Here is a 22,437-nt window from a genome sequence, read left to right on the forward strand (position 1 = left end):
GACGTCGCGCCTGCCGCCAGCGGGACGCATAACGCCGCACCGCGTCGTACGAGCCGTCGAACCCCTCGCGTAGCAGCAGGTCGTGGATGCGCGTGAGGCGCAGCTTCTCGCGCCGCGGTCGTGCCTCATCTTCCTCCAGCAACGCATCCAGTCGCGCCTGAAACGGCCCCAGCTTCGGCAGCGGCTGCACCTCCCGTCGGTAGCCCATGTCCGCCTCCGGCGCCCGGATCGCCTTGCGCACCACCTTGCGCGACAGGTGCAGGTCCCGCGCTATCGCCTTGATGGCCTTCCCCGACGCGTGCTCGCGCCGGATCCTCAACACCGTCTCCAATACCAGCATCCCGATCTCGCCGCCTGACACACCGCCAAGCGAACAGCCTAGACCACCGGGATGAGGGGTCCCTTTTCGACGCCGATCACCCCGTTACCGGGGTCCCTTTTCCACGCCGATCCACAACCCGCGTCGTCTGCTCGCGGCATTTCGTCAGGCGCTATACCGTTGTGGGGCTCGCGACGCTGAAGGTTGGTTGATCGCCTTCATCGACGGTGACTTCGACCGCGACACCGAGCGTTTCCAGTTGCATCTCCACATCGCGGTCGCTGGCGAAATGCGAGAGGTCCTGCGCAGTGTAGGGCGTAAGGGCAAGTTTCGCAGCGAGCGGCCAGGAGGTCGTAAGCAGGGCCCGATCTACCAGAAGGTCCAGGTGACCTCGAAGCCGCTGTATCAGTCGGCTTATGCACTGACGTATCTGCTGAAGAGCATGTGGTCGTTGACGCGGGTAGGGGTCGACGGGGACCTCGGTGGTCAGCAGGCGGTCGATGACGAGGGGGATTCCCAGAGTCCCCGATGTACCCGCCACCGTATGCCGGGTCGTATCCCCGAGCCGTATCACAGTGTGATGTTGCTGTGGCTGAATCGCCAGCGGCTCCAGGACATCACGTTGCTGGTCAAGTTGAGCGTGGCTAAAAAGGGTCTGACGCTCACGAAACCGGCAAAGCCGCGTAAACGAAAGCGGTGAAGTGGTGATGAGTTACCACCACTGTCACCCTCCGTAGAGGATGAAATAGCCCATATACGACCAGTAGCCTGTAAACACTGGTTAGGCATGTCTTACTCATACGCAGGTGCCAATATGAAAGCCCGACATGCCGGGTGCATAGGGGACTCTGCGTGCAAAACGGAATATACCACGATGTCGTTCATACAAGATGTAAAATTTGCCTATAGCGGCAGTGATGACAGTAGTGATGAGAAATACTATCGCTTTGCTACCTCTACCAGTGGGTTCTGGCTCTCATACGCTATCGCCAATGGACCGGAGGCCCAGCTGGGGCGTGCGCTCGCGAACGAGGGTGTCGACATTAGCGATAGTGGGAGTCGCCGAGAAGTAATGGGATTGATTGGGCAGGCACGGCTTTACGCTGGGCCTCCGCCTATTGACCGGTGCGGGTGGGCAGGCGCTCACTTTGCATTTTCGGACGGGGTCCTCGTTTCCCCTGCGGGAGAGCCGGCCGGGCCCTTCCTGCGCTCACACTCCAACATCGAACGGCTCTGCGGCACGTTTAATGATTGGAAAGTCGCGGTGAGAGAGGGGCTAAGCCACCAGAGCTTGCCCGTGGTTGTCATCATCTTGGCACTCGTCGGTCCGGTAATGAAGCTCGGCCTGTTGCGCAGTCCTGTCATCTTCGAGATCATCCTGCCGTCCGGCCGGGAGGCTCATACCCTTCTTGCACTCCTCCGCTCGGCCATGGGCCAGATGTCCCGGCAGGCAGCAGGTGGCGCGCTGCAGTTCAAAGATGTACTGGACCAGACCTCGTCCAATGGGGATGCTTACAACGATTTGGTGCACCCAATCATCGATAGCGATCTAGCTCTGTCGGCGGTCGGTGCAACCGCTCGCGCGGCGCTCATCGCACGCTTCCTTTCGGCGGCCAATCAGCGCTCCGTGCCCCAGGTCTATATGATCTTCAGTACGAAATCGCTCGCCGAACTCGCCGGGGTCGATAGTGACATCGCTGCACTTGCTGAAGCTCGTACTGTCACGTTGACGGTGGGCGATGATCGACCGCTTGGCATCTTCGATTGCCTGCCCGAAGGAGATACCCTGTCAACGTTCACGCATCGGATTGAGGCCGAGGCTGAGCGCAATCAGGGCCACTTGCTGCATCAGTTCGTATCGAACTTGACCCAGGAGCTCGCGGACGACGAAGGCCGGCTGCGCGCTGTGCTCCGGAAGCGCATGAGCGACTTCAAGCGTCGGGCAGGGGGCGATGACGGGAACGCCTGCGCCCATGCCAACGAAGAGGTATTCGCGCTGATCTACGCTGTCGGTCGGCTGGCCAAGGATTGGGGCTTGCTCCCCGGCACTATTGTCGTCGGACGCGCGGTTGAAGGCTGTTACAGGCACTTTTTGCAAACGCCACCGCCGCGGCTCTCGTTTGATGAGCTGCTCACCTCCTTGGCGGATGCTCCCGATACGGTGCACCTCGGATACAAGCAGGCTTATCGCGACGCTGAGGACGTCAAAGCGGCGAACGTCGTGGTGAGGCATCACAAGGCCAAACGCGAGCTCATGGTGCGCGTCAGCGCGATCGAGCGGGTCATCCCGCACTGGTCAGCCCGTCGCACGATGCCGGAGGTCATGGAGCGGCTGGTTCGTGAGGAGAAGCGCCTCCAGGTGAAGCGCCGCCTGGTAACTGGTCAGAAGCCGGAGCTGGTCTACTGCTTCAAGCTTCCGAGCCACTAACGGGGTCAAGCCGGCGGGGTGCACCCCGCTGGCTCTATTCGATGGCCGGCGGACTCTGAGGTCGTTTGTCGCCGAAGCGCAGCGGATGCCATGATCCTAGACGGGCTGTGCAACGCCACGGCATTCGACTCGAACATTGGTCACGAACTGTGCGCCAAAATCCGCCGGCTTCCGCGACCGTATATTTGACCGATATTTGATGATCCGACCGCTCCCTAACCTAAGCCGTTAAAAAGTCTGGTGACCCCTACGGGACTCGAACCCGTGTTTTCGCCGTGAGAGGGCGACGTCCTAGACCGCTAGACGAAGGGGCCGTGTGCGGTGTGGAGGCGCGCTGTTAGGGGGTGGGGCGGGGGGCGTCAAGCGGTTTGCGGGGGGTGGGGCACGTCCCCGATACCCCGGGCGCGACATTCATGCGCGGTGCGTACGAGGAGGGGCACGAAAACGGCCGCGGTGCGGACGCCTTTCGTGCCCCTGGATCGCGCGATCGGTGGCGGTCAGGCGGCGGCCTTGCGGCGTTCCGCCATCTCCGCATTGAGCATTTCGGCGAGGAGGAAGGCCAGCTCGAGGCTCTGCCCGGCGTTGAGCCGCGGATCGCAATGCGTGTGGTAGCGGTCCGCCAGGCTCTGTTCCGTGACGTCGATCGCGCCGCCGGTGCATTCGGTGACGTTCTGCCCGGTCATTTCCGCATGGATGCCGCCGGCATGGGTCCCCTCCGCACGGTGCACCGCGAAGAAGCCGCGCACCTCCGCCAGGATGCGGTCGAAGGGGCGGGTCTTGTACCCGGTCGCAGCCTTCACCGTATTGCCGTGCATCGGATCGCACGACCAGATCACCGGATGCCCTTCGCGGGTCACCGCGCGTACCAGCCGCGGCAGATGCGCCTCGATCTTGTCATAGCCGTAGCGGGTGATGAGCGTCATCCGGCCCGGCACGCGCCCCGGATTGAGCGTGTCGAGCATCCGCAGCAGCGCGTCGGGTTCCAGCGATGGCCCGCACTTGATGCCGATCGGGTTGCCGATGCCGCGCAGGAACTCGACATGCGCCGACCCGTCGAAGCGGGTGCGATCGCCGATCCACAGGAAGTGCGCCGACGTATCGTACCAGTGGCCGGTCAGCGAATCCTGCCGCGTCATCGCCTGTTCGAACGGCAGCAGCAGCGCTTCGTGGCTGGTGTAGAAGGTGGTCTGCGACAGCTGCGGCACGGTATCCGGGTTGATCCCGCACGCCGCCATGAAGTCCAGCGCCTCGCCGATGCGATCGGCAGTCTCGGCATATTTCGCGGCCCACGGGCTGCGGCCCATGTAATCGTGGGTCCAGCGATGGACCTGGTGCAGGTTCGCATAGCCGCCCTGCGCGAAGGCGCGCAGCAGGTTGAGCGTGGCCGCGGCCTGCGAATAGCCGCGCAGCATCCGTTCGGGATCGGGCAGCCGCGATTCGGCGGTGAAGCCGATGTCGTTGACATTGTCGCCGCGGTAGCTGGGCAGCTCCACGCCGTCGATCGTCTCGGTCGGAGCCGAGCGCGGCTTGGCGAACTGGCCCGCCATGCGGCCGACCTTCACCACCGGCAGCTTCGAGGCATAGGTGAGGACGACCGCCATCTGGAGGATGACGCGGAAGGTGTCGCGGATGTTGTTGGGGTGGAATTCGGCAAAGCTTTCCGCGCAGTCGCCGCCCTGGAGCAGGAAGGCCTGCCCCTCCGCCACGCGCGCCAGATCGGCGGTGAGGTTGCGCGCCTCACCCGCAAACACGAGCGGCGGATAGGACGACAGTCGCTGCGTCGCCTGCGCCAACGCGGCGGCGTCGGGATAGTCGGGGAGCTGGCGCGCCTCTGCCGCGGTCCAGCTGTCGGGGGCCCAATTCGTGGCCATGCGTCATCTTCCTTACCAATGCGGGCGCCGCCATGAACGAATCGTGCGCGCCGCGCAAACAAGTTCCGGTTTATAGAACCCCCGGAAATGCCCCGCCATCGACCAGCAGGCTTTGCCCGGTGATGAACCCGGCCTGCGCCGAGCACAGGAAGGCGCAGGCGTCGCCGAATTCGGCCGGATCGCCGAACCGCCCGGCGGGGATGCGCGCGCGGGCGCGCTGTTCGGCTTCCTCGACGCTGATCCCCTGCGCCTTGGCGGTGAAGGCGTGGACGCCCTCCAGCCGGCGGGTCGCGAACAGGCCCGGCAGCAGGAAGTTGATCGTGACGTTCGCGCCCGCCGCCTGCCGCGCCACGCCGGCCAGAAAGCCGGTCAGCCCGATGCGCGCGCCGCTCGACAGGTCCAGCCCCGCCACCGGCGATTTCACCGATCCGGAGGTGATGCACACGATGCGGCCGAAACGGCGTTCGATCATGCCGTCGATCACCTTTTGCACCATGCGGATCGGGACGACCATGTTGGCATCCAGGCCGGCGTGGATCGCGTCGGCATCCAGCTGCCGGAAATCGCGCAGCGGCGGGCCGGCATTGTTGTTGACGAGGATATCGGGCGCACCACCCGCGGCATCGACCAGCGCACGCTGCACGCCGTCGTCGGCGATATCGCCCGCGACCGTCTCCACCTTGATCCCGGTCGCGCGAAGATCGTCCGCGGCGGCGCCGAGTGCAGCGGCATCGCGGCCGTTGAGCACCAGATCGCACCCCGCGGCGGCAAGCGACGTGGCACAGGCGCGGCCCAGCCCGTGGCTGGAGGCGCAGACGATCGCGGTGCGGCGGGCGAGGCGAAGATCCATGGCGGTCGGTGGCTCCGGTGGGATGGGTGAGGGCGGTTTACGCCAGGATGCGGGGGAGAAGAAGGCTGGATGGGGTTACACGGTCCCGATCCCTGGGCGGATCGAGAACATGCCCTAGAAGAGCAACGGGGCGATATCCGGTTCCACCCAGTTCCGGCGGGCTGGCACACCGAACAGCAGATCGCGGCTCCAGTGGCTGAGGAGCCAGCCCGGATCACCGTAGCGGGACGCCATCAGGGCCGAATGCACGACATGGAGAGGCGCGTCGCGCGAATAGCCGGCGAGATGGTCGGCCGCTCCGCGCATCGAGGCCAGCGTGATGGTGTGGTGATAGCCGCCGGTGTCGGTGTTCGCGGTACCGGTGGCGTCGTTGTAGCGGGAAATGAGCGTCCGTATCGCGTCCGCTTCGGTCAGGTCGGGCCGATGGCGGCACAGCCACAGGGCGGCGGCGAAATGCCCCGCATGGGTCCATTCGCGCTTCGGCAGGGTATGATCGATCACGCCCAAGGCGATCCGCTCGATCGCGGCGTCATCCGGCATATCCATTGTCCAGTCGTCCTCATGAACAGGCCCGACCGGCACAAAAAACCCCGCCGATCGGGCGGGGGTGGTCGTCAACAGGCTGACGGGGGCGGTTCCTAGCCGTCCCGTGAGCCGAGCGCGCGCACCGACACCGCCGCAGGATGACGGCGTTGTTGCTTGGTGGGCGCGACGCTGCGGGTCATGTGGGGGTCGTAACAGGGCGCATCGTGGCGCTCAAGCCGCGCCCGCTTCATGGCGACAGCGATGGTGCGCGCGCCCCTTGCGGACGGGTTCCCGCGGCCTAGCGGCGCTGGTCGAGCTTGATCCCGCGCATCCGCAGCCGCCGGGCCGCGCGGCGGCGCTGGGACAGGATCAGGCCCACGGCGGTCGCCACCACCAATACCGCCAAGATCGTGTAAGCGATGACCAGTCGCAGTTCCACCATGCACTCCCACTCGGTCGTCCCGTACCGCGTCGCTATGGCAGCGCGATCCCGGCGTTTCAATCGACGTGGGCGGTGCGATTGCCCGGATAGATGAAAAGCGGATGATGCGTGGGCGACGTGCGACGGGCCGTGCCCGCGCCGGACGATGCCGGCAATAACATGCGTTCAATAGCCCGCGTCGAGATCGGCGACATTCTCCATCGCGGTGCCCGCGCGGAACGCCGCCAGGTTGCGCAGGAACAGCGCGGCGGCGCGCTGGAACATCTTCGTCTGCGCGCGCCCGGACAGGTGCATCGTGACGATCGCGTTGGGGGCGTCCCACAGCGGATGGTCGGCGGGCAGCGGTTCGGGTGTGGTCGGATCGAGGAAGGCGCCAGCGATCGTGCCGTCGGCCAGCGCGGCGATCAGCGCGTCGTCGTCGATCATGTCGCCGCGCGCGATGTTGATGAGCCAGGCGCTGCGCTTCATCGCGGCCAGTTCCGCCGCGCCGATCATCGCCTTGGTCGCGTCGGTGGAGGGGGCCGCCAGGATCACCCAGTCGAACTCGCCCAGCCGCGCGCGCCACGCATCGGGGGCGATCGTGCCGTCGCGCGCGGAGCGGGTGACGCCGGTCACCTCCACCCCGAACGCCGCCAGCCGATCGCCGATCAGCCGCCCGATCGCGCCATAGCCGACGACCAGCGCGCGCGATTCAAGCAGCTCCACCTTGCCGGGGGCGTCGGCGAGCCATTCGTGCCGGTCGTGCGCGCGCAGCACCGTGTCGAACCGCTTCGCCCCGACCAGCACCCCCATCACGGCATATTCGGCGACCGCGATGGCGTTGATCCCCGCGCCGTTGGTGACGATCGCGCCGCGCCGCCGCAGGTCGTCGAGCGGGAAGGCGTCCAGCCCGGCATAGAGCGTCGATACCCATTTGAGCTGCGGCCCGGCGCCGCGAATCGCGGTTCCTATATGCGTGGCCGGCGACATGTCGATCCACGCGATATCGGCGTCCGCGATCATCGCGGCGGCATCGCCGGGCGTGCGGAACCATGCGACGTCGAGGTCGGCGGGCAGCGCCGGTTCCAGCAGCGGGCGGGCAAGCGCGGGCAGCACGGCCTTCATCGGCGCGTCGCCTTCGTCCGGGGCATGATGCGTGCGGCCATGGCGCCTCTCCTGTTCATCGTCGTCCGGCCTTTACCGACCGGTACGACCATCTGCCTTTACGTCATTCAGATCGCGAGTTTCCAGTCCCAGCCGAGCGGATCGCCGTCCATCACCTCCACCCCCGCGGCGGCCAGTTCGTCGCGGATCGCGTCGGACCGGGCGAAGTCCTTCGCCGCGCGCGCCTCGCGCCGGTCGGCGAGCCGCGCGGCGATCGCTTCCTCGTCGATCGTCGCATCGGCGGGGCGGACGCGCAGCGCCTCGCGCGACAGCGTCAGCAGGTCGAGGCCGAGGACGGCATCGAAATCGGCCAGCGCCGCCAGCCGGTCGGCGGGGGGCAGCTTCTTGTCGGCCAGCAGCGCGTCGAGCACCGGCAGCGCGCGCGGCGTCGCCAGATCGTCCGACAGCGCGGCGTCCAGTTCGGCGCGATAGGCCGACGCATCCTTGCCGGTCGGCGCCTCGGCACGGGCCTTCAGCGCGGTGACGGCGTGGACCATCCGCTTCAGCCGCACCTGCGCGGCCGCCAGATTGTCCCAGGAGAATTCCAGCTCGCTGCGATACTGCGCCTGAAGGCACATCAGCCGGTAGGCGAGCGGGTGGAAGCCGCGGTCGACCAGCCGTTGCAGCGTCAGGAACTCGCCCGACGACTTGCTCATCTTGCCGGTACGATCGACAAGGAAATTGTTGTGTATCCAGAAGGTTGCGCCGGTATCCTCACACTCGCAATACGCTTGGTTCTGCGCGATTTCATTGGGGTGGTGGATCTCGCGGTGGTCGATCCCGCCGGTGTGGATGTCGAACGCCGCGCCCAGATACTTGCGGCTCATCACCGAACATTCCAGGTGCCAGCCCGGCGCGCCGCGGCCCCAGGGCGAATCCCATTCCATCTGGCGCGTCTCGCCCGGCGGGGTGGTGCGCCAGATCGCGAAATCCTGCGGCTGGCGCTTGCCCGCCACCGCGTCGATCCGCGCCTGCGCGGCATCGTCCGCCGCGCCCGCCAGCCGGCCGTAATCGGGGACGGTGCTGGTGTCGAAATACAGGCCGTCGGGCAACAGATAGCAATGGCGCTCGGCGATCGCGACGCCCCATTCGATCATCTGTGCCACATGATCGGTCGCCAGCGGCATGTGGGTGGGGCGGCGGATGTTCAGATCGTCGAGGTTGCGCGTGAAGGCATCGGTGTAATGCCGTGCGATCGCCCAGATATCCTGGCCGCTGCGCCGCGCCGCCGCCTCCATCTTGTCATCGCCCGCATCGGCATCCGATGTCAGGTGGCCGACGTCGGTGATGTTGATGACATGCGTCAGTGGCCACCCCTTCCACGTCAGTACGCGCGACAGCGTATCGGTGAAGACATAGGCGCGCAGATTGCCGATATGCGCGTAATGATAGACGGTCGGCCCGCACGAATAGACGCGGACGTTGGCGGGATCGATCGGGCGGAACGGCTCCAAACGGCGCGTCAGGCTGTTGTAGAGGACGAGCGGGGTCGAGGTCATGGCTCGCGTCATGCGAGCGCGGGCGGACCGGCGCAACCCCGCACGATATCGGGAAGGGTCAGAGCAGAGTGCACGTAACGAAGATCGCCGTCGTCCAGACCACCACCGGTATCGACCCCACCGCCAACGCCGCCGCACTGGTCGCCGCGATCCGCGAGGCGGCGGCGAACGGCGCGGCGATGGTGTTCACGCCGGAAATGTCCGGGCTGCTCGACCGCGACCGCGCGCGCGCCGCGGCGCATCTGGTCAAGGAGGACGAGGATCGCGTGCTGCTGGCGGTGCGCGAGGCGGCGGCCGAGGCGGGGGTGTGGGTACACCTGGGGTCGCTGGCGCTGCGCCGCAACGATCCGCGCATGGCCAACCGCGGCTTCGTGATCGACGCGCAGGGGCATATCCGCGCGCGCTACGACAAGATGCATCTGTTCGACGTCGACCTGCCGACCGGCGAAAGCTGGCGCGAATCGGCCGCCTACGCCGGGGGCGACCGCCCGGTGCTGGTGACGACGCCGCTGGGCGCGATGGGGCTGTCGATCTGTTACGACATGCGCTTCCCGGACCTGTATCGCGCGCTGAGCGACGCGGGCGCGCGGGTGTTGTCGGTGCCGTCGTCGTTCACGCGGCCGACCGGCGCCGCGCACTGGCACGTCCTGCTGCGCGCACGGGCGATCGAGGCGGGCGCCTATGTCGTCGCGGCGGCGCAGACCGGGGTGCACGCGGACGGGCGCGCCACGTTCGGCCATTCGCTGGTTGTCGATCCGTGGGGCGAGGTGGTGCTGGACATGGGCGAGGCGCCGGGCATCGGTTATGCCACGGTCGACCCCGCGCGGGTGGACGAGGTGCGCGCCCGCGTCCCTGCGCTGCGCCACCGCCGCGCGATCCCCGCGCCCAAGCTGGTCGGCTGACGTGTGGGTTGCGATGCGGACGGGTTGCTGTTAGAGGCGGTTCGTTCGGCGCGGGCCATGCCCGCCGCCGCTTTACCTGTTTTACCCGGAGTGTGACGGTTTTATGCAGATCATCGTTCGCGACAATAACGTCGACCAGGCCCTTCGCGCGCTCAAGAAGAAGCTGCAGCGCGAGGGTGTGTATCGCGAAATGAAGCTGCGCCGTCACTACGAGAAGCCGTCGGAAAAGCGCGCCCGCGAGCGTGCGGCTGCGGTGCGTCGTGCCCGCAAGCTGGAGCGCAAGCGCGCCGAGCGCGACGGCGCACGGTAAGACCCGTGCCCTGCCGGCCGCCGTGTTGAGGGTGGCCGGCGACGATCCCTTCCCACTGCCGACCGGCGGCCGATGCCGGCCGCGCCAACCGGGGTTTGCCGCACCATGTCGACCGTGACCGCCGTTCCGCTCCAGCCCGTGAAGCGGGCCTATGTGTTGTGGCTGGTCGTGGGGCTGGTGCTGGCGGCGATCGCTGGGGTAGCGCTGGCGCGCGCCGGTGACACGGGGGTCGTCAGCACCCCGTCGGGACTGCGGTACAAGGTCGTCGTGCCCGGCGACGTGACCGGCGCCAGGCCGACCGACGCCGATGTCGCGCTCATCAATTACGAAGGCAAGTTGATGGACGGCACCACCTTCGACAAGTCGCAGCAGCCGACGCCGCTGCCGGTCGCGGGCGCGGTGCCGGGCTTCTCCGAAGGGTTGAAGCTGATGCACAAGGGCGCGAAGTACCGCTTCTGGATTCCGCCGAACCTGGGGTATGGCGCGAAGGCGAACGGCCCGATCCCGGCCAATTCGACGCTGGTGTTCGACGTCGAGCTGCAGGACTTCATCCCCGAGGCGACGCTGCGCCAGCTGCAGATGCAGCAGCAGATGATGGGCGGGATGCCGCCGCGCGGTGCGCCGGGCGCGGGAGCACCGCCCGCCGGGAACTGAGCCGACCGCATTGCGATGCGGATCGCGGGAAATGGGGCGCTGCCGATCGGATCGGCGGCGCCCTTTTTCGTCGTCAGGCGCGTGCGGTGAGAGAATGGTGCGCGACGCCGGCTGGGCATTGCTACCGGGGCGGCGTGGCGACGCCGACGATCGTCGCGATGATCCGGCAGCATTGCCACACATCAAGCATCGCTGCCGCGATACCGGGACGCGCGGCCGACGACTGCCGCCACGCGACGGGTGCGGCGCATGTCGCTACCGGCCGGAGATCGCGCCGCGATATCCGCTGGTGCGCAGGATCAGTTCGGGATCGTGCCAGATCAGCATGTCGGCGATCGCACGATGCTTGTCAGTGGCTTTGGCATAATATGACGTCCAGATCCGCATGCCGACCCAATAGCCGGCCTCCCCCGGCCACCCCGGCGGTGCCGACTTGTAATTGTGCAGCCATCTGTTGACCGCCTCGACCGCTTTGGCGGATGGCTTGTCCCCAACGCTCGCACGGCTGACGGGCATGTCCTTGCGGAACTGGTCCCAGAGCATTTTCTCACGCGGCAGTGCCCATCGCGCGCGTTCCGGCTCCGGCATTTCGCCCGTCACCAGGGCTGCGATGAAGTCCGCCGCTCCCTCGACCAAGGCTTCGCCCAGCAGGGGGGAGGTTTCGATCCCGGAAACATCCTGCTGGAAGGTGTGGACGGTTTCGTGCGCGAAGAAGCGGCGAAGCGCCATCCTGAACCCCGCGGGAGAGGGGTTTTCCCGGCACAGCACCTCCAGGCCGATCACCTGGGCACCGGGACCGGCGGTCCCGCCCGAATTGCCGGCGCCGATCACGACATAGATGTGCGGCAGCGGCCGGTCGGGCAGCAATCCGTGCAGCGCGAGGTAGATCGCGCGCAGATCGGCCGTGGCGGTCTTCACGCGCGGGAGGCATTCGCTGACCGCGCGACGGTACAGGTCGGGGTCGGCGCGAACCTTGTCGGCGAGCCGGGCTGCATCGCCAATCCGTCCGGGCGTGAAGATCGCCACGCCACGCGACGCATTGTCCAGATAGCCGCGCTGCACGTCGGACGCGCCTGGTTTCCCGTTGGTCGCCGACAGCAATCGGGCAAACCGTTCGGCATCCTCCACATGTATTTCCGCCGTCAGCGGATCGACCCCCGCGGTCGTCGCTGATCGACCGGGCGGTGGCGTGTCGGCGGGTTCGGCATGGGCCATCGGCCCGAGGCCGGACATCGCCAGAAGCAGCGTGACGATTCGGCGCATTCGTCTGGTGGGCATCTTCCGCTCCGGGTTGTCGGCCAGGGCCCCGCCGGGTAGCGCGCGACGGCGGGCGATGCGGTGAACGTTCGTCGTCGCCGATCCCGTGCAGGCAAAAAAATAGCGGCCCTGGGGCCGCTATTCCTTCGTCCCGGAGGAACGGAGCAACTCTTAGTTGCTGTCCGCCTTCGAGTCTTCGTCAGCGACGACGACGATGCCGGCGACAACCGCGGCAGCCGCCAGGATCGCGACGATCACGCCGCCACCGGCGACGTCGTTCTTCTTGGCCGACGCGGACGAGGCGCGAGCCGACTTGGCGACCGACAGGCTGGCGGCGGGGTTGGCCGGAGCGGCCATCGCCGGGGCAACCGCCATGGTGGCGGCGGCGGCGGCGAGCATGTACTTCGCAAGACGCATGTGAAACTCCCTTTGCATTCGAGCTTCCTCTTACCCCGAAAGTATTAAAGATCAATAGTGCGCGGTGCGCCCAAGCCACGAAAATCGGCCGGTTCCGCTGCCTTTTCGTACAGTATCGCTGACATGAAACCGTAACGATCGCGGCGTTCCGCGCCGTTGCCATGGTGGTTCAGGTGTTAAGTACCCAGCTTTCCGTTCCTTCCAGCCCCAGCGCGGACAGGCGCCCGGTGGAATAGGCGCCGGTATCGACGCCGATCCGGTTGGGCTGGCGATCGACCTCCTCCGAAATGGTGTGGCCGTGGACGATCATCTTGGGATGCGCGTTGCGATAGGAAAGGAAGCTGCTGCGGATCCAGCGCAGTTCCGCGGCATGCTGCTGTTCCAGCGGGACGCCCGGGCGGACCCCGGCGTGGACGAAGGCATAGTCGCCCGAGAGGACCATGTCCTCGAACGCGGTCAGGAAATCGCGATGTGCGGCGGGCACGATCGCCTCCATCCGCGCGGCCAGTTCGGGATAGTCGAGCCCGTCATATTCGGCGCCGCCGAGGCCGTAGCTTAGGATCGTCTCGCGCCCGCCGATCCGGCAGAACAGCCGCAGTGCCTCCATATCGCCGTCCAGCGCGCGCAGGAAGATCTCTTCGTGATTGCCCTTGAGAAAGCGCGTGTCGGGGCGGGCATGCGACAGGTCGAGCAGCCGGGTCACCACCCCGGCGGAATCCGGCCCGCGATCTACTAGGTCGCCCAGGAACACCAGCTGCGTCTGAGCGCCGGCGCCACGGGCGGCATCATCGTCGTCGATCATCGCCAGCAGCTGGTCGAGCTGCGTCAGGCAGCCGTGGATGTCGCCGATGGCGTAGACGCGCATCCCCTCCGCAACGGCGGGCATGGCGAGTGGGGGGGCGCGGCGCGCGCGCAGGAATTTATTGAACATGGATGAGTGGCCGCAACGATCGAGCGAGGCGCCGGTTCCTACCTGTCGCGCCGCGCCGCGGCAAGCAGCGGATGCTGCGGTGCACAGCGGAAGCAATTGCAGCCTATCATCACTATGGGTATTGAGCCGCCGCCACACAGGAGGGACGAATGACGATCAAGCCGATCCGCAAGGCCGTGTTCCCCGTCGCGGGGCTGGGCACGCGCTTCCTGCCCGCCACCAAGGCGATGCCGAAGGAAATGCTGACCGTCGTCGACAAGCCGCTGATCCAATATGCGGTCGAGGAAGCGCTGGAAGCGGGGATCGAGCAGATCATCTTCGTCACCGGACGCGGCAAGGGGGCGTTGGAGGACCATTTCGACATTTCGTTCGAACTGGAAACCACGATGCGCGCGCGCGGCAAGAGCCTGTCGGTGATCGAGAATATCCGCCAGCAGCCCGGATCGCCGGTGTACGTCCGCCAGCAGGAGCCGCTGGGGCTGGGCCATGCGGTGTGGTGCGCGCGCGAGATCGTCGGCGACGAACCGTTCGCGGTGCTGCTGCCCGACGAACTGATGGTCGGCACCCCCAATTTCCTGGCGCAGATGGTGGCGGCCTATAACGAGGTCGGCGGCAATGTGATCGGTGCGCTGGAAGTCGCGCCCGAGGATACCGACAAATACGGCATCATCTCGCCGGGCGCGCGCAACGGCGCGCTGACCGAGGTGGCGGCGCTGGTCGAGAAGCCGGCGAAGGGCAGTGCGCCGTCGAACCTGATGATCCCGGGCCGCTACATCCTGCAGCCCGAGGTGATGCAGATCCTGGACGCCAAGGAAACCGGCGCGGGCGGGGAGATCCAGCTGACCGACGCCATGGCCAAGCTGATCGGCAAGCAGCCGTTCCACGGCTTCACGTTCAACGGCGAGCGGTTCGACTGCGGCGACAAGACCGGGTTCATCATGGCGAACCTGGCGCTGGCGCTGGATCGCGCGGACATCGGCCCGGCAGTGCGCGCGTTCGCGAAGGCGCGGGTCGGCTGAGCGAGGCGGGCTGGGCGCGCGGTCAGTCCGCCCCGGCGCCGCACGCGCGGCAACCCGGGTCCTTGGGCAGCGCCAGCGTGCGGAAACGCAGCGACAGGAAGTCCATCAGCACCAGCCGCCCCGCGCTGTCGTCGCCGAACGGCGCGATCTGGCGGATCGCCTCCAGCGCGGCGAGGCTGCCGAGGATGCCGGTGACCGGGCCGAGCACGCCTTCCTCCGCGCACGTCAGCCCCTCGCGCGCTGGGGCGTCGCCGACGAAGCAACGGTAGCAGGGGCGGGACGATTCCCAACCGCGGAACACGCCCAGCTGCCCCTCGAACCGGCCGACCGCGGCGGATACCAGCGGGACCCGCGCCGCCAGCGCGGCGTCGGCGACGGCCAGCCGCGTCTCGAAATTGTCGCAGCCGTCGATCACCACATCGGCATCGCGCAGCAGCGCGGGGGCGGTGGCGGCGTCGATGCGGACCGCGTGCGGCACGACGTCGACATGCGGGTTGAGGCGCGTCAGAGCGGCGGCGGCGGCGGCGACCTTCGCGGTGCCGGCATCGGCGGTGGCGAACACCGTCTGGCGTTGCAGGTTGCTCGCCTCGACCCGGTCGTCGTCGATCACGGTCAGCCGTCCGACACCGGCGGCGGCGAGATACTGGAGCACCGGCGAGCCGATGCCGCCCGCGCCGATCACCGCGACATGCGCGCGCCGAAGCCGCAACTGCCCGGCCCCGCCGATTTCCGGCAGGACGATATGGCGGGCATAGCGCGCCAGCTCGTCGGGGGAGAGCGGGGTCACCAGGCGAAGTCGACGGAGGTGCGGTACCAGGTGTCGGCACCCGGCGCGCGCAGCGCCGCGCGGGTCAGGTTGAGTGCGATGCCCGAGGCATATTGTTCGACCGTCGCGCAGCCGATCGCACGCGGCACGATGCGGCGTACCTGACCGCCGGCGCCGACCAGCACCGCCAGATCGACCGACAGGGCATGGCCGCGCGCCGTCGCCATCGCGGCGGTGCAGCGGCCGGCGGCGACTTCGTCACGGACGAATTGCGACAGCGCGGGGGCGGGCGCGGCCGGGCGCTGGATCGGCAGCGGGGCCAGCGTGCTCCAGTCCGCCGGCGGGTTGATCGCGGCGGTGACCGCCGCCTGGGCGAAGAGCGCGGCGATCATCGGCCGGTCGACCCGAACCCGCCCGCGCCGCGCGCGGTATCGTCGAGCGAATCGACCTGCGCCAACGTCGCGCGCAGCACCGGGGCGGGCACCAGTTGCGCGATTCGTTCGCCGCGCACCACCGTGAACGGCGCGGTGCCCAGATTGGCGAGGATCACCTTCACCTCGCCGCGATAGTCGCTGTCGATCGTGCCGGGGGTATTGAGGCAGGTGATGCCGTGCTTGAGCGCAAGGCCGGAGCGCGGGCGCACCTGCACCTCATAGCCGTCGGGGATCGCCATCGCGAAGCCGGTGGCCACCGCATGGCGCGCACCCGGGGCGAGCGTCACGTCCTCCGCCGCCACCACGTCCATCCCCGCGGCACCGGCGGTGGCATAAGCGGGAAGCGGCAGGCCGGCGCCATGGGGCAGGCGCCGGATCGCGATCGTCATCGATTGGGTCATGGCGCGCAATCTAGTGCACGATCATCACGTATTGAAGACGATCGCGAGTTTGTTGCCGTCGGGATCGCGGACATAGGCCGCGTACCAGCCCGGCCCGTAATGGTCACGCGGCCCCGGCGCGCCTTCGTCGCTGCCGCCATGCGCCATCGCGACGGCGTGGAAGGCGTGGACCTGATCGGTCGAGGTGGCGGCGAAGCCCACCATCGTGCCGTTCCCCGCAGTGGCGGCGGCGCCGTCGAACGGCGTCGCCAGCCACAAGGTCAGCCCGGTGCCGGCGCCCCCGGCCGAATAGGCGCGCCAGCCCGGAAACTGCATGTGCGACGACCAGCCGATCGTGGCCAGCGTCGCATCGTAGAAGCGCGCCGCCGCGTCCGCGTCATTCGTGCCGAGCGTGATGTAATGGTCCACCGTCATCCCTCCGTCCGTGCGGGAACGGGATGCCCGGAAAATGAGAACATTAAAAGAACAAAATGTCGTTCAGCCCAGCGTGGCGGCGATCCGGTCGGCGAGCCGTGCCGCCACTTGGTTCTTGGGGAGCAATTCCCAGCTTTCGACGCCATCGGCGGTGACGACGTGGACAGTATTGGCGTCGCCGCCCATCACGTCGCCCGATACGTCGTTGGCGACGATCCAGTCGGCGCCCTTGCGCGCGCGCTTGGCAGTCGCGTGCGCGACGATCTGTTCGGTTTCCGCCGCGAAGCCGATCAGCAGCGCGGGGCGCCGCGGGCTGCGTGCCAGCGTGGCGAGGATGTCGACATTCTCGACCAGCCGCAGCGGCGCGGGCGGTTCGCCGGGACGCTTCTTGATCTTCTGCCCGGCGGCATCCTCCGCGCGCCAGTCGGCGACCGCGGCGACCATCACCGCCGCATCGGCGGGCAGCGCGGCGGCGACCGCATTCGCCATGTCCTGCGCCGATTCGACGTCGATGCGATCGACCCCGGCGGGGGTGGGGAGCAGGACCGGCCCGGCGACGAGCGAGACGCGCGCGCCCAGCGCCGCCAGCGCGCCGGCGATGGCGAACCCCTGTTTCCCCGACGAGCGGTTGGCGATGTAGCGCACGGGGTCGATCGGCTCGTGCGTAGGGCCGGCGGTGACCAGGATATGACGCCCCGACAGTGGCTTGGCGACACTTCCTGCCAGCACCTGCTCGATGCGTGCGACGATGACGTCGGGTTCGGGGAGGCGGCCGGGGCCGAACTCGCCACAGGCCATCGCCCCTTCATCCGGCTCCATCACGGTCACGCCGTCGGCACGCAGCTGTTCGACGTTGCGGCGGGTGGCGGGGTGCTGCCACATCCGCACGTTCATCGCCGGCGCCGCCAGCACCGGCTTGTCGGTGGCGAGCAGCAAGGTGGTGGCCAGATCGTTCGCCAGCCCGCCGGCCATGCGCGCCAGCAGGTCCGCGGTGGCGGGCGCGATGACGACCAGATCGGCTTGGCGACTGAGCTGGATATGCCCCATCTCCGCCTCGTCCTTCAGATCCCAAAGGGTGGTGAAGACCTGATCCTCGCTGAGCGCGGCGAGCGTCATCGGGGTGACGAAATGGCTGCCGCCCTCGGTCAGGACGCAGCGTACGGCATGGCCGCGGCGGCGCAGCGTGCGGACGATCTCGCACGATTTGTACGCGGCGATGCCGCCGCCGACGATCAGGAGGATGCGGCTCATCGCGGGAACCTTGTCACGGTGAAGCGGCGTCTGTCGAGCGCGCCGCGGTAGAGATCCGCCACCGCATCGGGCGCGAGCGCGAGGCCGGGCGCGACGAGCAGCGTCGCCAGTGTCGCGGTGCCCGCGCCGAACACGCCGTCGCACGCCACGCCCGCCGCCAGGATCGCCAGCACACGCAGCCCCAGCGGTCGCGACAGCGCACCCCAGCCGAGCGCGGCGAGCAGCAGCAGCGGCGCGGCGAGCGCGGCGGGGACGCCCGGCAGCGCGGCGGCGATCAGCCGCGCGGCGCCGCCGATGTGCAGCGAGGCCCATTCCTCCGACAGCGGCAGGCCGAGCCGCACCAGCGCGAACAGATGCGCGCCCAGCACGGCCAGCGCCAGCACCCCGGCCGCGGCCCAGCCCGCCGCCTCGCGCCGCGACCCGTCGAACAGCGCGATGAACGCGAGGATCCCGCTGGCGAGGATCGCAGCGGGATCGACGATCGCCGCCAGCGCGCCCAGCGCAGCGGCGCCGACCCAGCGATCGTTGCGCCGCACCAGCACTGCGAGCGCGACCAGCAGCGCGGCCCAGCCGGCGTGCGGCGAATCGGCCCACAGCAACGCGCCGGCGATCGCGCCGAGGGCGAGCAGCGCGATCGCCAGCGCCTGCGCGCCCCCGCGCGCGAACAGCGGGACGAGGCGCAACATGCCGATCCACAGCCATCCGGTCAGCGTCGCCGCCAGCAGCAGCATCGTCGTCCAGCCGGGCAGCGTCGAATCGACCACCGCGAGCGCGGGCGGGAACAGCCCCATCGGGCGCGCGGCCGGATCGGCGCGCAACAGGTCGGACAGCCCGTCGTAGAAACCGCTGCCGTAGCGCATCCCCGACAGCAGCGCGGCATAGAGCGGCTCGCCCGCCGCATCGTCGCGCGGGGCGGCGATGGCGGCCAGCAGCAGCATCACAAGCAACGCCAGCAGCGCCCAGCGCCGCTGGCGCGCGGGCAGCGCGGCCAGCCGCGTCGCTCCCGCCTGCCACAGGGGCGCCGTCACGCCGCCCGGCCCGTTACCGCCAGAGCGCGGCGAGCGCGCCGGCGACGCCCGCGGCCACCCCCAGCATCCCGACGAGGGCATAGCGCCAGCCGCCGCCGACGCGGACGACCTGGATATCGCGCAGCGGCGGGGCGGGCGGCGCGCCGCCGGGGGCGGGGAAGCGCGCCTCGATCCGGCGGACCAGTTCGGGCAGGCGCGCGAGCGTGCGCATGTCGGTGACCAGCCGGTCGGCGATCGCCGCCTCCGGCCCCAGTTCGGTGCGGATCCAGTCCTCCACCAGCGGCGCGGCGGTGACCCACAGGTTGATGTCGGGATCGAGCGCGGTCGCGACGCCCTCCACCATCACCATCGTCTTTTGCAGCAGCAGCAGGTGCGGCTGCGTCACCATGTCGAAATCGCGGGTGATGCCGAACAGCCCGTCCAGCATCATGCCGATCGACATGTCCTTCACGGGAAGGCCGCGCATCGGCTCCCCGACGGCCCGCAGCGCGGTGGCGAATTCCTCCACGCTGTGGTGCGCGGGGACATATTGCGCCTCGAAATGGATTTCGGCGACGCGGCGATAGTCGCCGGTGATGAGGCCGTAGAGGATTTCCGCCAGCCACACCCGCGCGCGCCGGTCGATCCGCCCCATGATGCCGAAATCGATTGCGGCGACGCGGTTGCCCGGCAGCGCGAACAGATTGCCCTGGTGCATGTCGGCGTGGAAGAAGCCGTCGGCGATCGCCTGCCGCAGGAAGGCGTGGACCAGCGTCTGGGCGAGCGCGGGCAGATCGTAGCCGGCGGCGACCAGCGCCGCACGGTTCGACAGCTTGATCCCGTCGATCCATTCGATCGTCAGCACGCGGCCCGTGGTACGCGCCCAGTCGACCGCGGGGACGACGAAGTCCGGCTCCGACGTCATCGTCTCGGCCAGTTCGGACGCGGACGCGGCCTCGCGCGTGAAGTTCAGCTCGCGCGCGGTCCAGCGCTTGAACGTTTCGATGACCAGCCGCGGCTGGAGGCGCGCGATCTCGCCGCCCATCGGTTCGACCTGCGCCGCGGCCCATTCGTAGGTGGCGATGGCGCGCGCGAAATCATCCTCGACGCCGGGGCGCAGCACCTTGACCGCGACCTGCCGGCCGTCGGTGGTGATCGCGCGGTGGACCTGTGCGATCGAGGCGGCGCCGACCGGCTCCTCCTCGATCTGCGCGAAAAGCGTGTCGAGCGGGCGGCCGAAGCTTTGCTGCATCACCGCGCGGATCGCCGCGAACGGGACCGGCGGCACCGCATCCTGCAACCGCAGCAGGTCGCTGGCCGCCGCCTCGCCGACGATATCGGGGCGGGTGGCGAGCGTCTGGCCCAGCTTGATCGCGGCCGGGCCGAGCGCCTCGAACGCATCGGCGTAGCGCGGCACGTCGGGAACGCGCGCGCCCAGCCGCGCCAGCCGCAGCAGCCGGCGCAGGTTGGCGGGCGTGTGCGGATCGCGCTCGATCCCGCGCAGCGCGCCGTGGCGCGCCAGCGTACGGCCCCATTTCAGGAGCCGCCAGGTGTGGACGATCGGGGAGGTCAAATCTTCCAGCCGCTGTGGATCGCGACCAGCCCGCCCAGCATCGGTTCGACGCGCGTCTGCACGAAGCCGGCATCCTCGATCATCCGCTTGAACGTCGGCATGTCGGGGAAGCGGCGGATCGATTCGACCAGGTAGCGATAGCTGTCGGCATCCTGCGCCAGCAGCTGCCCCAGCTTCGGGACCAGCCGATGCGAATAGGCGTCGTACACCTCCGCGAAGCCGGGCCATAGCGTGGTGGAGAATTCGAGGCAGAAGAACCGCCCGCCGCGCCGCAGCACGCGATGCGCCTCACGCAGGGCGGCGGGAATGTCGGTCACGTTGCGGATGCCGAACGCGATCGTATAGGCATCGAAGAACCGGTCGGGGAAGGTCAGCACCTCGGCATTCGCCTCGGTCCACACCAACCCATCGATGCCGCGCTGCTGCGCGCGGCCGATGCCGACCTCCAGCATCTCCGGGTTGATGTCCGCGACCGTTACCGATGCGCCGCCCGCCGCCAGCCGGAACGCGATGTCGCCGGTGCCGCCGGCCATGTCGAGGATCTGTTCGCCCTCGCGCGGCTTCACGCGGCGGACGAACCGGTCCTTCCACAATCGGTGCATCCCGCCCGACATGGCATCGTTCATCACATCGTAGCGGCTGGCCACGCTGGAAAAGACACCGCGCACGCGCGCGGTCTTTTCCGTGGGGGAGACATCTTCGTAACCGAAGGAGACAGTATCGCTCATGACCGGTGCTCTAGCGAGGCGCGGGCCGAGCGGCTAGGGGGCGGGGATGCCGGAATTGCCAGAGGTGGAAACGACCGTGCGCGGGCTGGCCCCCGTGCTCGACGGTCAGGTGCTGACGCTGGTCGAGCCGCGACGCGGCGACCTGCGCCGGGCGTTCCCCGCGGACCTGCGCCAGCGGTTGACGGGTGCGCGCGTCACCGCGCTGTCGCGGCGCGCCAAATACGGGCTGATCGCGACCGATCGCGACGATACGATGATCTTCCATCTGGGCATGTCGGGGCGCTGGCGCGTCGACCCGGGCGAGATCCTGCCGCACGACCATCTGCTGATCGAAACGGCCGCAGGGCGACGGCTGGCGCTGAACGATCCGCGGCGGTTCGGATCGGTGGACCTGTGGCCGACCGCGCAGCTGGCCGGCTTTCCCGCCTTCGCCGCGCTGGGGCCGGAACCGCTGGGCGCGGACTTCACCGCCGCGCATCTGGTGCGGGTGCTGGCGGGCAAGAGGGTGTCGATCAAGCTGGCGCTGCTGGACCAGCGGATCGTCGCGGGGCTGGGCAATATCTACGTCTGCGAGGCGCTGTACCATGCGCGAATCGCGCCGCAGCGCGCCGCCGGGGAGATTTCGCGCGCGCGGCTGGAACGGCTGGTCGCCGCGGTGCGCGACGTCCTGCTGTCCGCGATCGAGGCGGGCGGATCGAGCCTGCGCGACTATGCCCGGCCCGACGGCGAACTGGGCTATTTCTCCAAGCAGTTCGCGGTCTACGGGCGGGAAGGCCAGCCGTGCGGATGCGGCGGCACGGTGGCGCGTTATGCCGAGGGCGGGCGCTCCACCTTCTGGTGCCCGGCGTGCCAGAAGCGTTGACGCGCGACGCCAGTCTCGCTATGGGCGGCGCCTTCGAGGGCCAACGGGTCATCCGCTGCGCCCCTTTTCATCGTTTCGAACAGATCAGAGGACGTTCATGGCGAATACGCCGCAAGCCAAGAAGCGCATCCGTCGCAACGAGCGTCGGGCCGAAATCAACGGTATCCGTGTCGGCCGTATCCGCACCTTCGTGAAGAAGGTCGAAGCGGCGCTGGCGTCGGGTGACAAGGCGGCGGCGGCGAGCGCGCTGCAGGCGGCCCAGCCGGAGCTGGCGCGCGGCGTGGCCAAGGGCGTGCTTCACAAGAACACCGCCTCGCGCAAGTTCGCGCGGCTGACCAAGCGCCTGTCCGCGCTGGCCTGATCCGTCGTTACTGACGGTGGAAAACGCCCGCCGGGTTCGTCCCGGCGGGCGTTTTTGCGTGTGTGCCATGTGG

25 protein-coding genes, 1 tRNA gene and 1 pseudogene are annotated in these 22,437 nt (G+C 68.5%); 8 read left to right on the plus strand and 19 right to left on the minus strand.

What is annotated here, in order from left to right:
* A pseudogene (locus tag COA07_RS00005) lies at nt 1-340 on the minus strand (IS21 family transposase); the annotation flags it as partial.
* Nucleotides 341-527: 187 nt separating this feature from the next.
* Between COA07_RS00005 and COA07_RS00010 the strand changes: the two are divergent.
* Nucleotides 528-1,019, plus strand: a complete 492-nt coding sequence (locus COA07_RS00010) for a hypothetical protein (RefSeq protein WP_066709131.1) — start codon at nt 528-530, stop codon at nt 1,017-1,019.
* A 597-nt stretch (nt 1,020-1,616) separates the two neighbouring features.
* Nucleotides 1,617-2,747 (plus strand): hypothetical protein, encoded by a 1,131-nt coding sequence (locus COA07_RS00015; protein WP_141396447.1) that lies wholly within the window; start codon nt 1,617-1,619, stop codon nt 2,745-2,747.
* Nucleotides 2,748-2,985: 238 nt separating this feature from the next.
* On the opposite strand, the gene COA07_RS00020 is transcribed toward COA07_RS00015, so the two are convergent.
* The 7 genes from COA07_RS00020 to cysS form a co-directional block, all read right to left on the minus strand.
* Nucleotides 2,986-3,061: transfer RNA gene (locus COA07_RS00020), tRNA-Glu, on the minus strand.
* Nucleotides 3,062-3,244: 183 nt separating this feature from the next.
* A complete protein-coding gene (locus COA07_RS00025) occupies nt 3,245-4,618 on the minus strand; it encodes a class II 3-deoxy-7-phosphoheptulonate synthase (protein ID WP_066709135.1) in 1,374 nt (457 codons plus the stop codon).
* A gap of 70 nt (nt 4,619-4,688) precedes the next feature.
* A complete protein-coding gene (locus COA07_RS00030) occupies nt 4,689-5,468 on the minus strand; it encodes an SDR family oxidoreductase (protein ID WP_066709138.1) in 780 nt (259 codons plus the stop codon).
* A gap of 114 nt (nt 5,469-5,582) precedes the next feature.
* Nucleotides 5,583-6,086 (minus strand): hypothetical protein, encoded by a 504-nt coding sequence (locus COA07_RS00035; RefSeq protein ID WP_245841931.1) that lies wholly within the window; start codon nt 6,084-6,086, stop codon nt 5,583-5,585.
* A gap of 205 nt (nt 6,087-6,291) precedes the next feature.
* Nucleotides 6,292-6,432: a hypothetical protein gene (locus COA07_RS18125; RefSeq protein WP_157085189.1), complete on the minus strand. Its 141-nt coding sequence runs from the start codon at nt 6,430-6,432 to the stop codon at nt 6,292-6,294.
* 168 nt (nt 6,433-6,600) lie between these two features.
* Nucleotides 6,601-7,539 carry a D-2-hydroxyacid dehydrogenase gene (locus tag COA07_RS00040; RefSeq protein ID WP_066709144.1) on the minus strand — a complete coding sequence of 313 codons (939 nt, stop codon included), beginning with the start codon at nt 7,537-7,539 and terminating at the stop codon, nt 6,601-6,603.
* Between the two features lie 107 nt (nt 7,540-7,646).
* On the minus strand, nt 7,647-9,077 hold the full coding sequence (cysS, locus tag COA07_RS00045) for a cysteine--tRNA ligase (RefSeq protein ID WP_066709147.1): 1,431 nt from the start codon (nt 9,075-9,077) through the stop codon (nt 7,647-7,649).
* Between the two features lie 68 nt (nt 9,078-9,145).
* Here cysS and COA07_RS00050 point away from each other — a divergent pair, with 68 nt between their 5' ends.
* From COA07_RS00050 to COA07_RS00060, 3 genes are all read left to right on the plus strand, one after another.
* On the plus strand, nt 9,146-9,979 hold the full coding sequence (locus COA07_RS00050; RefSeq protein WP_066709150.1) for a carbon-nitrogen hydrolase family protein: 834 nt from the start codon (nt 9,146-9,148) through the stop codon (nt 9,977-9,979).
* Nucleotides 9,980-10,082: 103 nt separating this feature from the next.
* Nucleotides 10,083-10,289, plus strand: a complete 207-nt coding sequence (gene rpsU, locus COA07_RS00055) for a 30S ribosomal protein S21 (RefSeq protein ID WP_007404630.1) — start codon at nt 10,083-10,085, stop codon at nt 10,287-10,289.
* A 105-nt stretch (nt 10,290-10,394) separates the two neighbouring features.
* The gene (locus COA07_RS00060) at nt 10,395-10,943 is read left to right on the plus strand and encodes an FKBP-type peptidyl-prolyl cis-trans isomerase (RefSeq protein ID WP_066709154.1); all 549 of its coding nucleotides are present in this window, start codon (nt 10,395-10,397) and stop codon (nt 10,941-10,943) included.
* Between the two features lie 255 nt (nt 10,944-11,198).
* Here COA07_RS00060 and COA07_RS00065 read toward each other — a convergent pair whose 3' ends face one another.
* From COA07_RS00065 to COA07_RS00075, 3 genes are all read right to left on the minus strand, one after another.
* Complete coding sequence (locus COA07_RS00065) at nt 11,199-12,221, minus strand: DUF2268 domain-containing putative Zn-dependent protease (RefSeq protein ID WP_066709157.1); 1,023 nt, start codon at nt 12,219-12,221, stop codon at nt 11,199-11,201.
* Nucleotides 12,222-12,371: 150 nt separating this feature from the next.
* Complete coding sequence (locus tag COA07_RS00070) at nt 12,372-12,617, minus strand: hypothetical protein (protein ID WP_066709160.1); 246 nt, start codon at nt 12,615-12,617, stop codon at nt 12,372-12,374.
* A 169-nt stretch (nt 12,618-12,786) separates the two neighbouring features.
* Nucleotides 12,787-13,548, minus strand: coding sequence for a metallophosphoesterase family protein (locus COA07_RS00075; RefSeq protein WP_066709163.1), 762 nt, complete (start codon nt 13,546-13,548; stop codon nt 12,787-12,789).
* A 149-nt stretch (nt 13,549-13,697) separates the two neighbouring features.
* Here COA07_RS00075 and galU point away from each other — a divergent pair, with 149 nt between their 5' ends.
* Entirely contained in the window at nt 13,698-14,567 is an 870-nt protein-coding gene (galU, locus tag COA07_RS00080) for a UTP--glucose-1-phosphate uridylyltransferase GalU (RefSeq protein ID WP_066709166.1), read from the plus strand.
* A 22-nt stretch (nt 14,568-14,589) separates the two neighbouring features.
* Here galU and COA07_RS00085 read toward each other — a convergent pair whose 3' ends face one another.
* From COA07_RS00085 to COA07_RS00120, 8 genes are all read right to left on the minus strand, one after another.
* Nucleotides 14,590-15,354: a HesA/MoeB/ThiF family protein gene (locus tag COA07_RS00085; protein WP_066709170.1), complete on the minus strand. Its 765-nt coding sequence runs from the start codon at nt 15,352-15,354 to the stop codon at nt 14,590-14,592.
* Nucleotides 15,351-15,725 carry a hypothetical protein gene (locus COA07_RS00090; RefSeq protein ID WP_066709173.1) on the minus strand — a complete coding sequence of 125 codons (375 nt, stop codon included), beginning with the start codon at nt 15,723-15,725 and terminating at the stop codon, nt 15,351-15,353. Before COA07_RS00090 ends, COA07_RS00085 begins: the two co-directional genes overlap by 4 nt.
* Nucleotides 15,722-16,168, minus strand: a complete 447-nt coding sequence (dut, locus tag COA07_RS00095; protein WP_066709176.1) for a dUTP diphosphatase — start codon at nt 16,166-16,168, stop codon at nt 15,722-15,724. Before dut ends, COA07_RS00090 begins: the two co-directional genes overlap by 4 nt.
* 24 nt (nt 16,169-16,192) lie before the next feature.
* Complete coding sequence (locus COA07_RS00100) at nt 16,193-16,576, minus strand: VOC family protein (RefSeq protein WP_066709182.1); 384 nt, start codon at nt 16,574-16,576, stop codon at nt 16,193-16,195.
* A gap of 69 nt (nt 16,577-16,645) precedes the next feature.
* Nucleotides 16,646-17,833, minus strand: coding sequence for a bifunctional phosphopantothenoylcysteine decarboxylase/phosphopantothenate--cysteine ligase CoaBC (coaBC, locus tag COA07_RS00105; protein ID WP_066709179.1), 1,188 nt, complete (start codon nt 17,831-17,833; stop codon nt 16,646-16,648).
* Nucleotides 17,830-18,861 carry a hypothetical protein gene (locus tag COA07_RS00110; RefSeq protein WP_141396448.1) on the minus strand — a complete coding sequence of 344 codons (1,032 nt, stop codon included), beginning with the start codon at nt 18,859-18,861 and terminating at the stop codon, nt 17,830-17,832. The genes coaBC and COA07_RS00110 overlap by 4 nt, the downstream gene beginning before the upstream one ends.
* 13 nt (nt 18,862-18,874) lie before the next feature.
* Nucleotides 18,875-20,413: a 2-polyprenylphenol 6-hydroxylase gene (gene ubiB / locus COA07_RS00115; RefSeq protein WP_096640311.1), complete on the minus strand. Its 1,539-nt coding sequence runs from the start codon at nt 20,411-20,413 to the stop codon at nt 18,875-18,877.
* Nucleotides 20,410-21,141, minus strand: a complete 732-nt coding sequence (locus COA07_RS00120) for a class I SAM-dependent methyltransferase (protein WP_066711191.1) — start codon at nt 21,139-21,141, stop codon at nt 20,410-20,412. The genes ubiB and COA07_RS00120 overlap by 4 nt, the downstream gene beginning before the upstream one ends.
* Nucleotides 21,142-21,187: 46 nt before the next feature.
* On the opposite strand from COA07_RS00120, the gene mutM reads away from it, so the two are divergent.
* Entirely contained in the window at nt 21,188-22,003 is an 816-nt protein-coding gene (gene mutM / locus COA07_RS00125) for a bifunctional DNA-formamidopyrimidine glycosylase/DNA-(apurinic or apyrimidinic site) lyase (RefSeq protein WP_066711189.1), read from the plus strand.
* A 97-nt stretch (nt 22,004-22,100) separates the two neighbouring features.
* Complete coding sequence (rpsT, locus tag COA07_RS00130; RefSeq protein ID WP_066711187.1) at nt 22,101-22,364, plus strand: 30S ribosomal protein S20; 264 nt, start codon at nt 22,101-22,103, stop codon at nt 22,362-22,364.
* Nucleotides 22,365-22,437: the final 73 nt, after the last annotated feature.

This window comes from Sphingomonas adhaesiva, from assembly GCF_002374855.1.
In the GTDB taxonomy this organism is placed as follows: domain Bacteria; phylum Pseudomonadota; class Alphaproteobacteria; order Sphingomonadales; family Sphingomonadaceae; genus Sphingomonas; species Sphingomonas adhaesiva.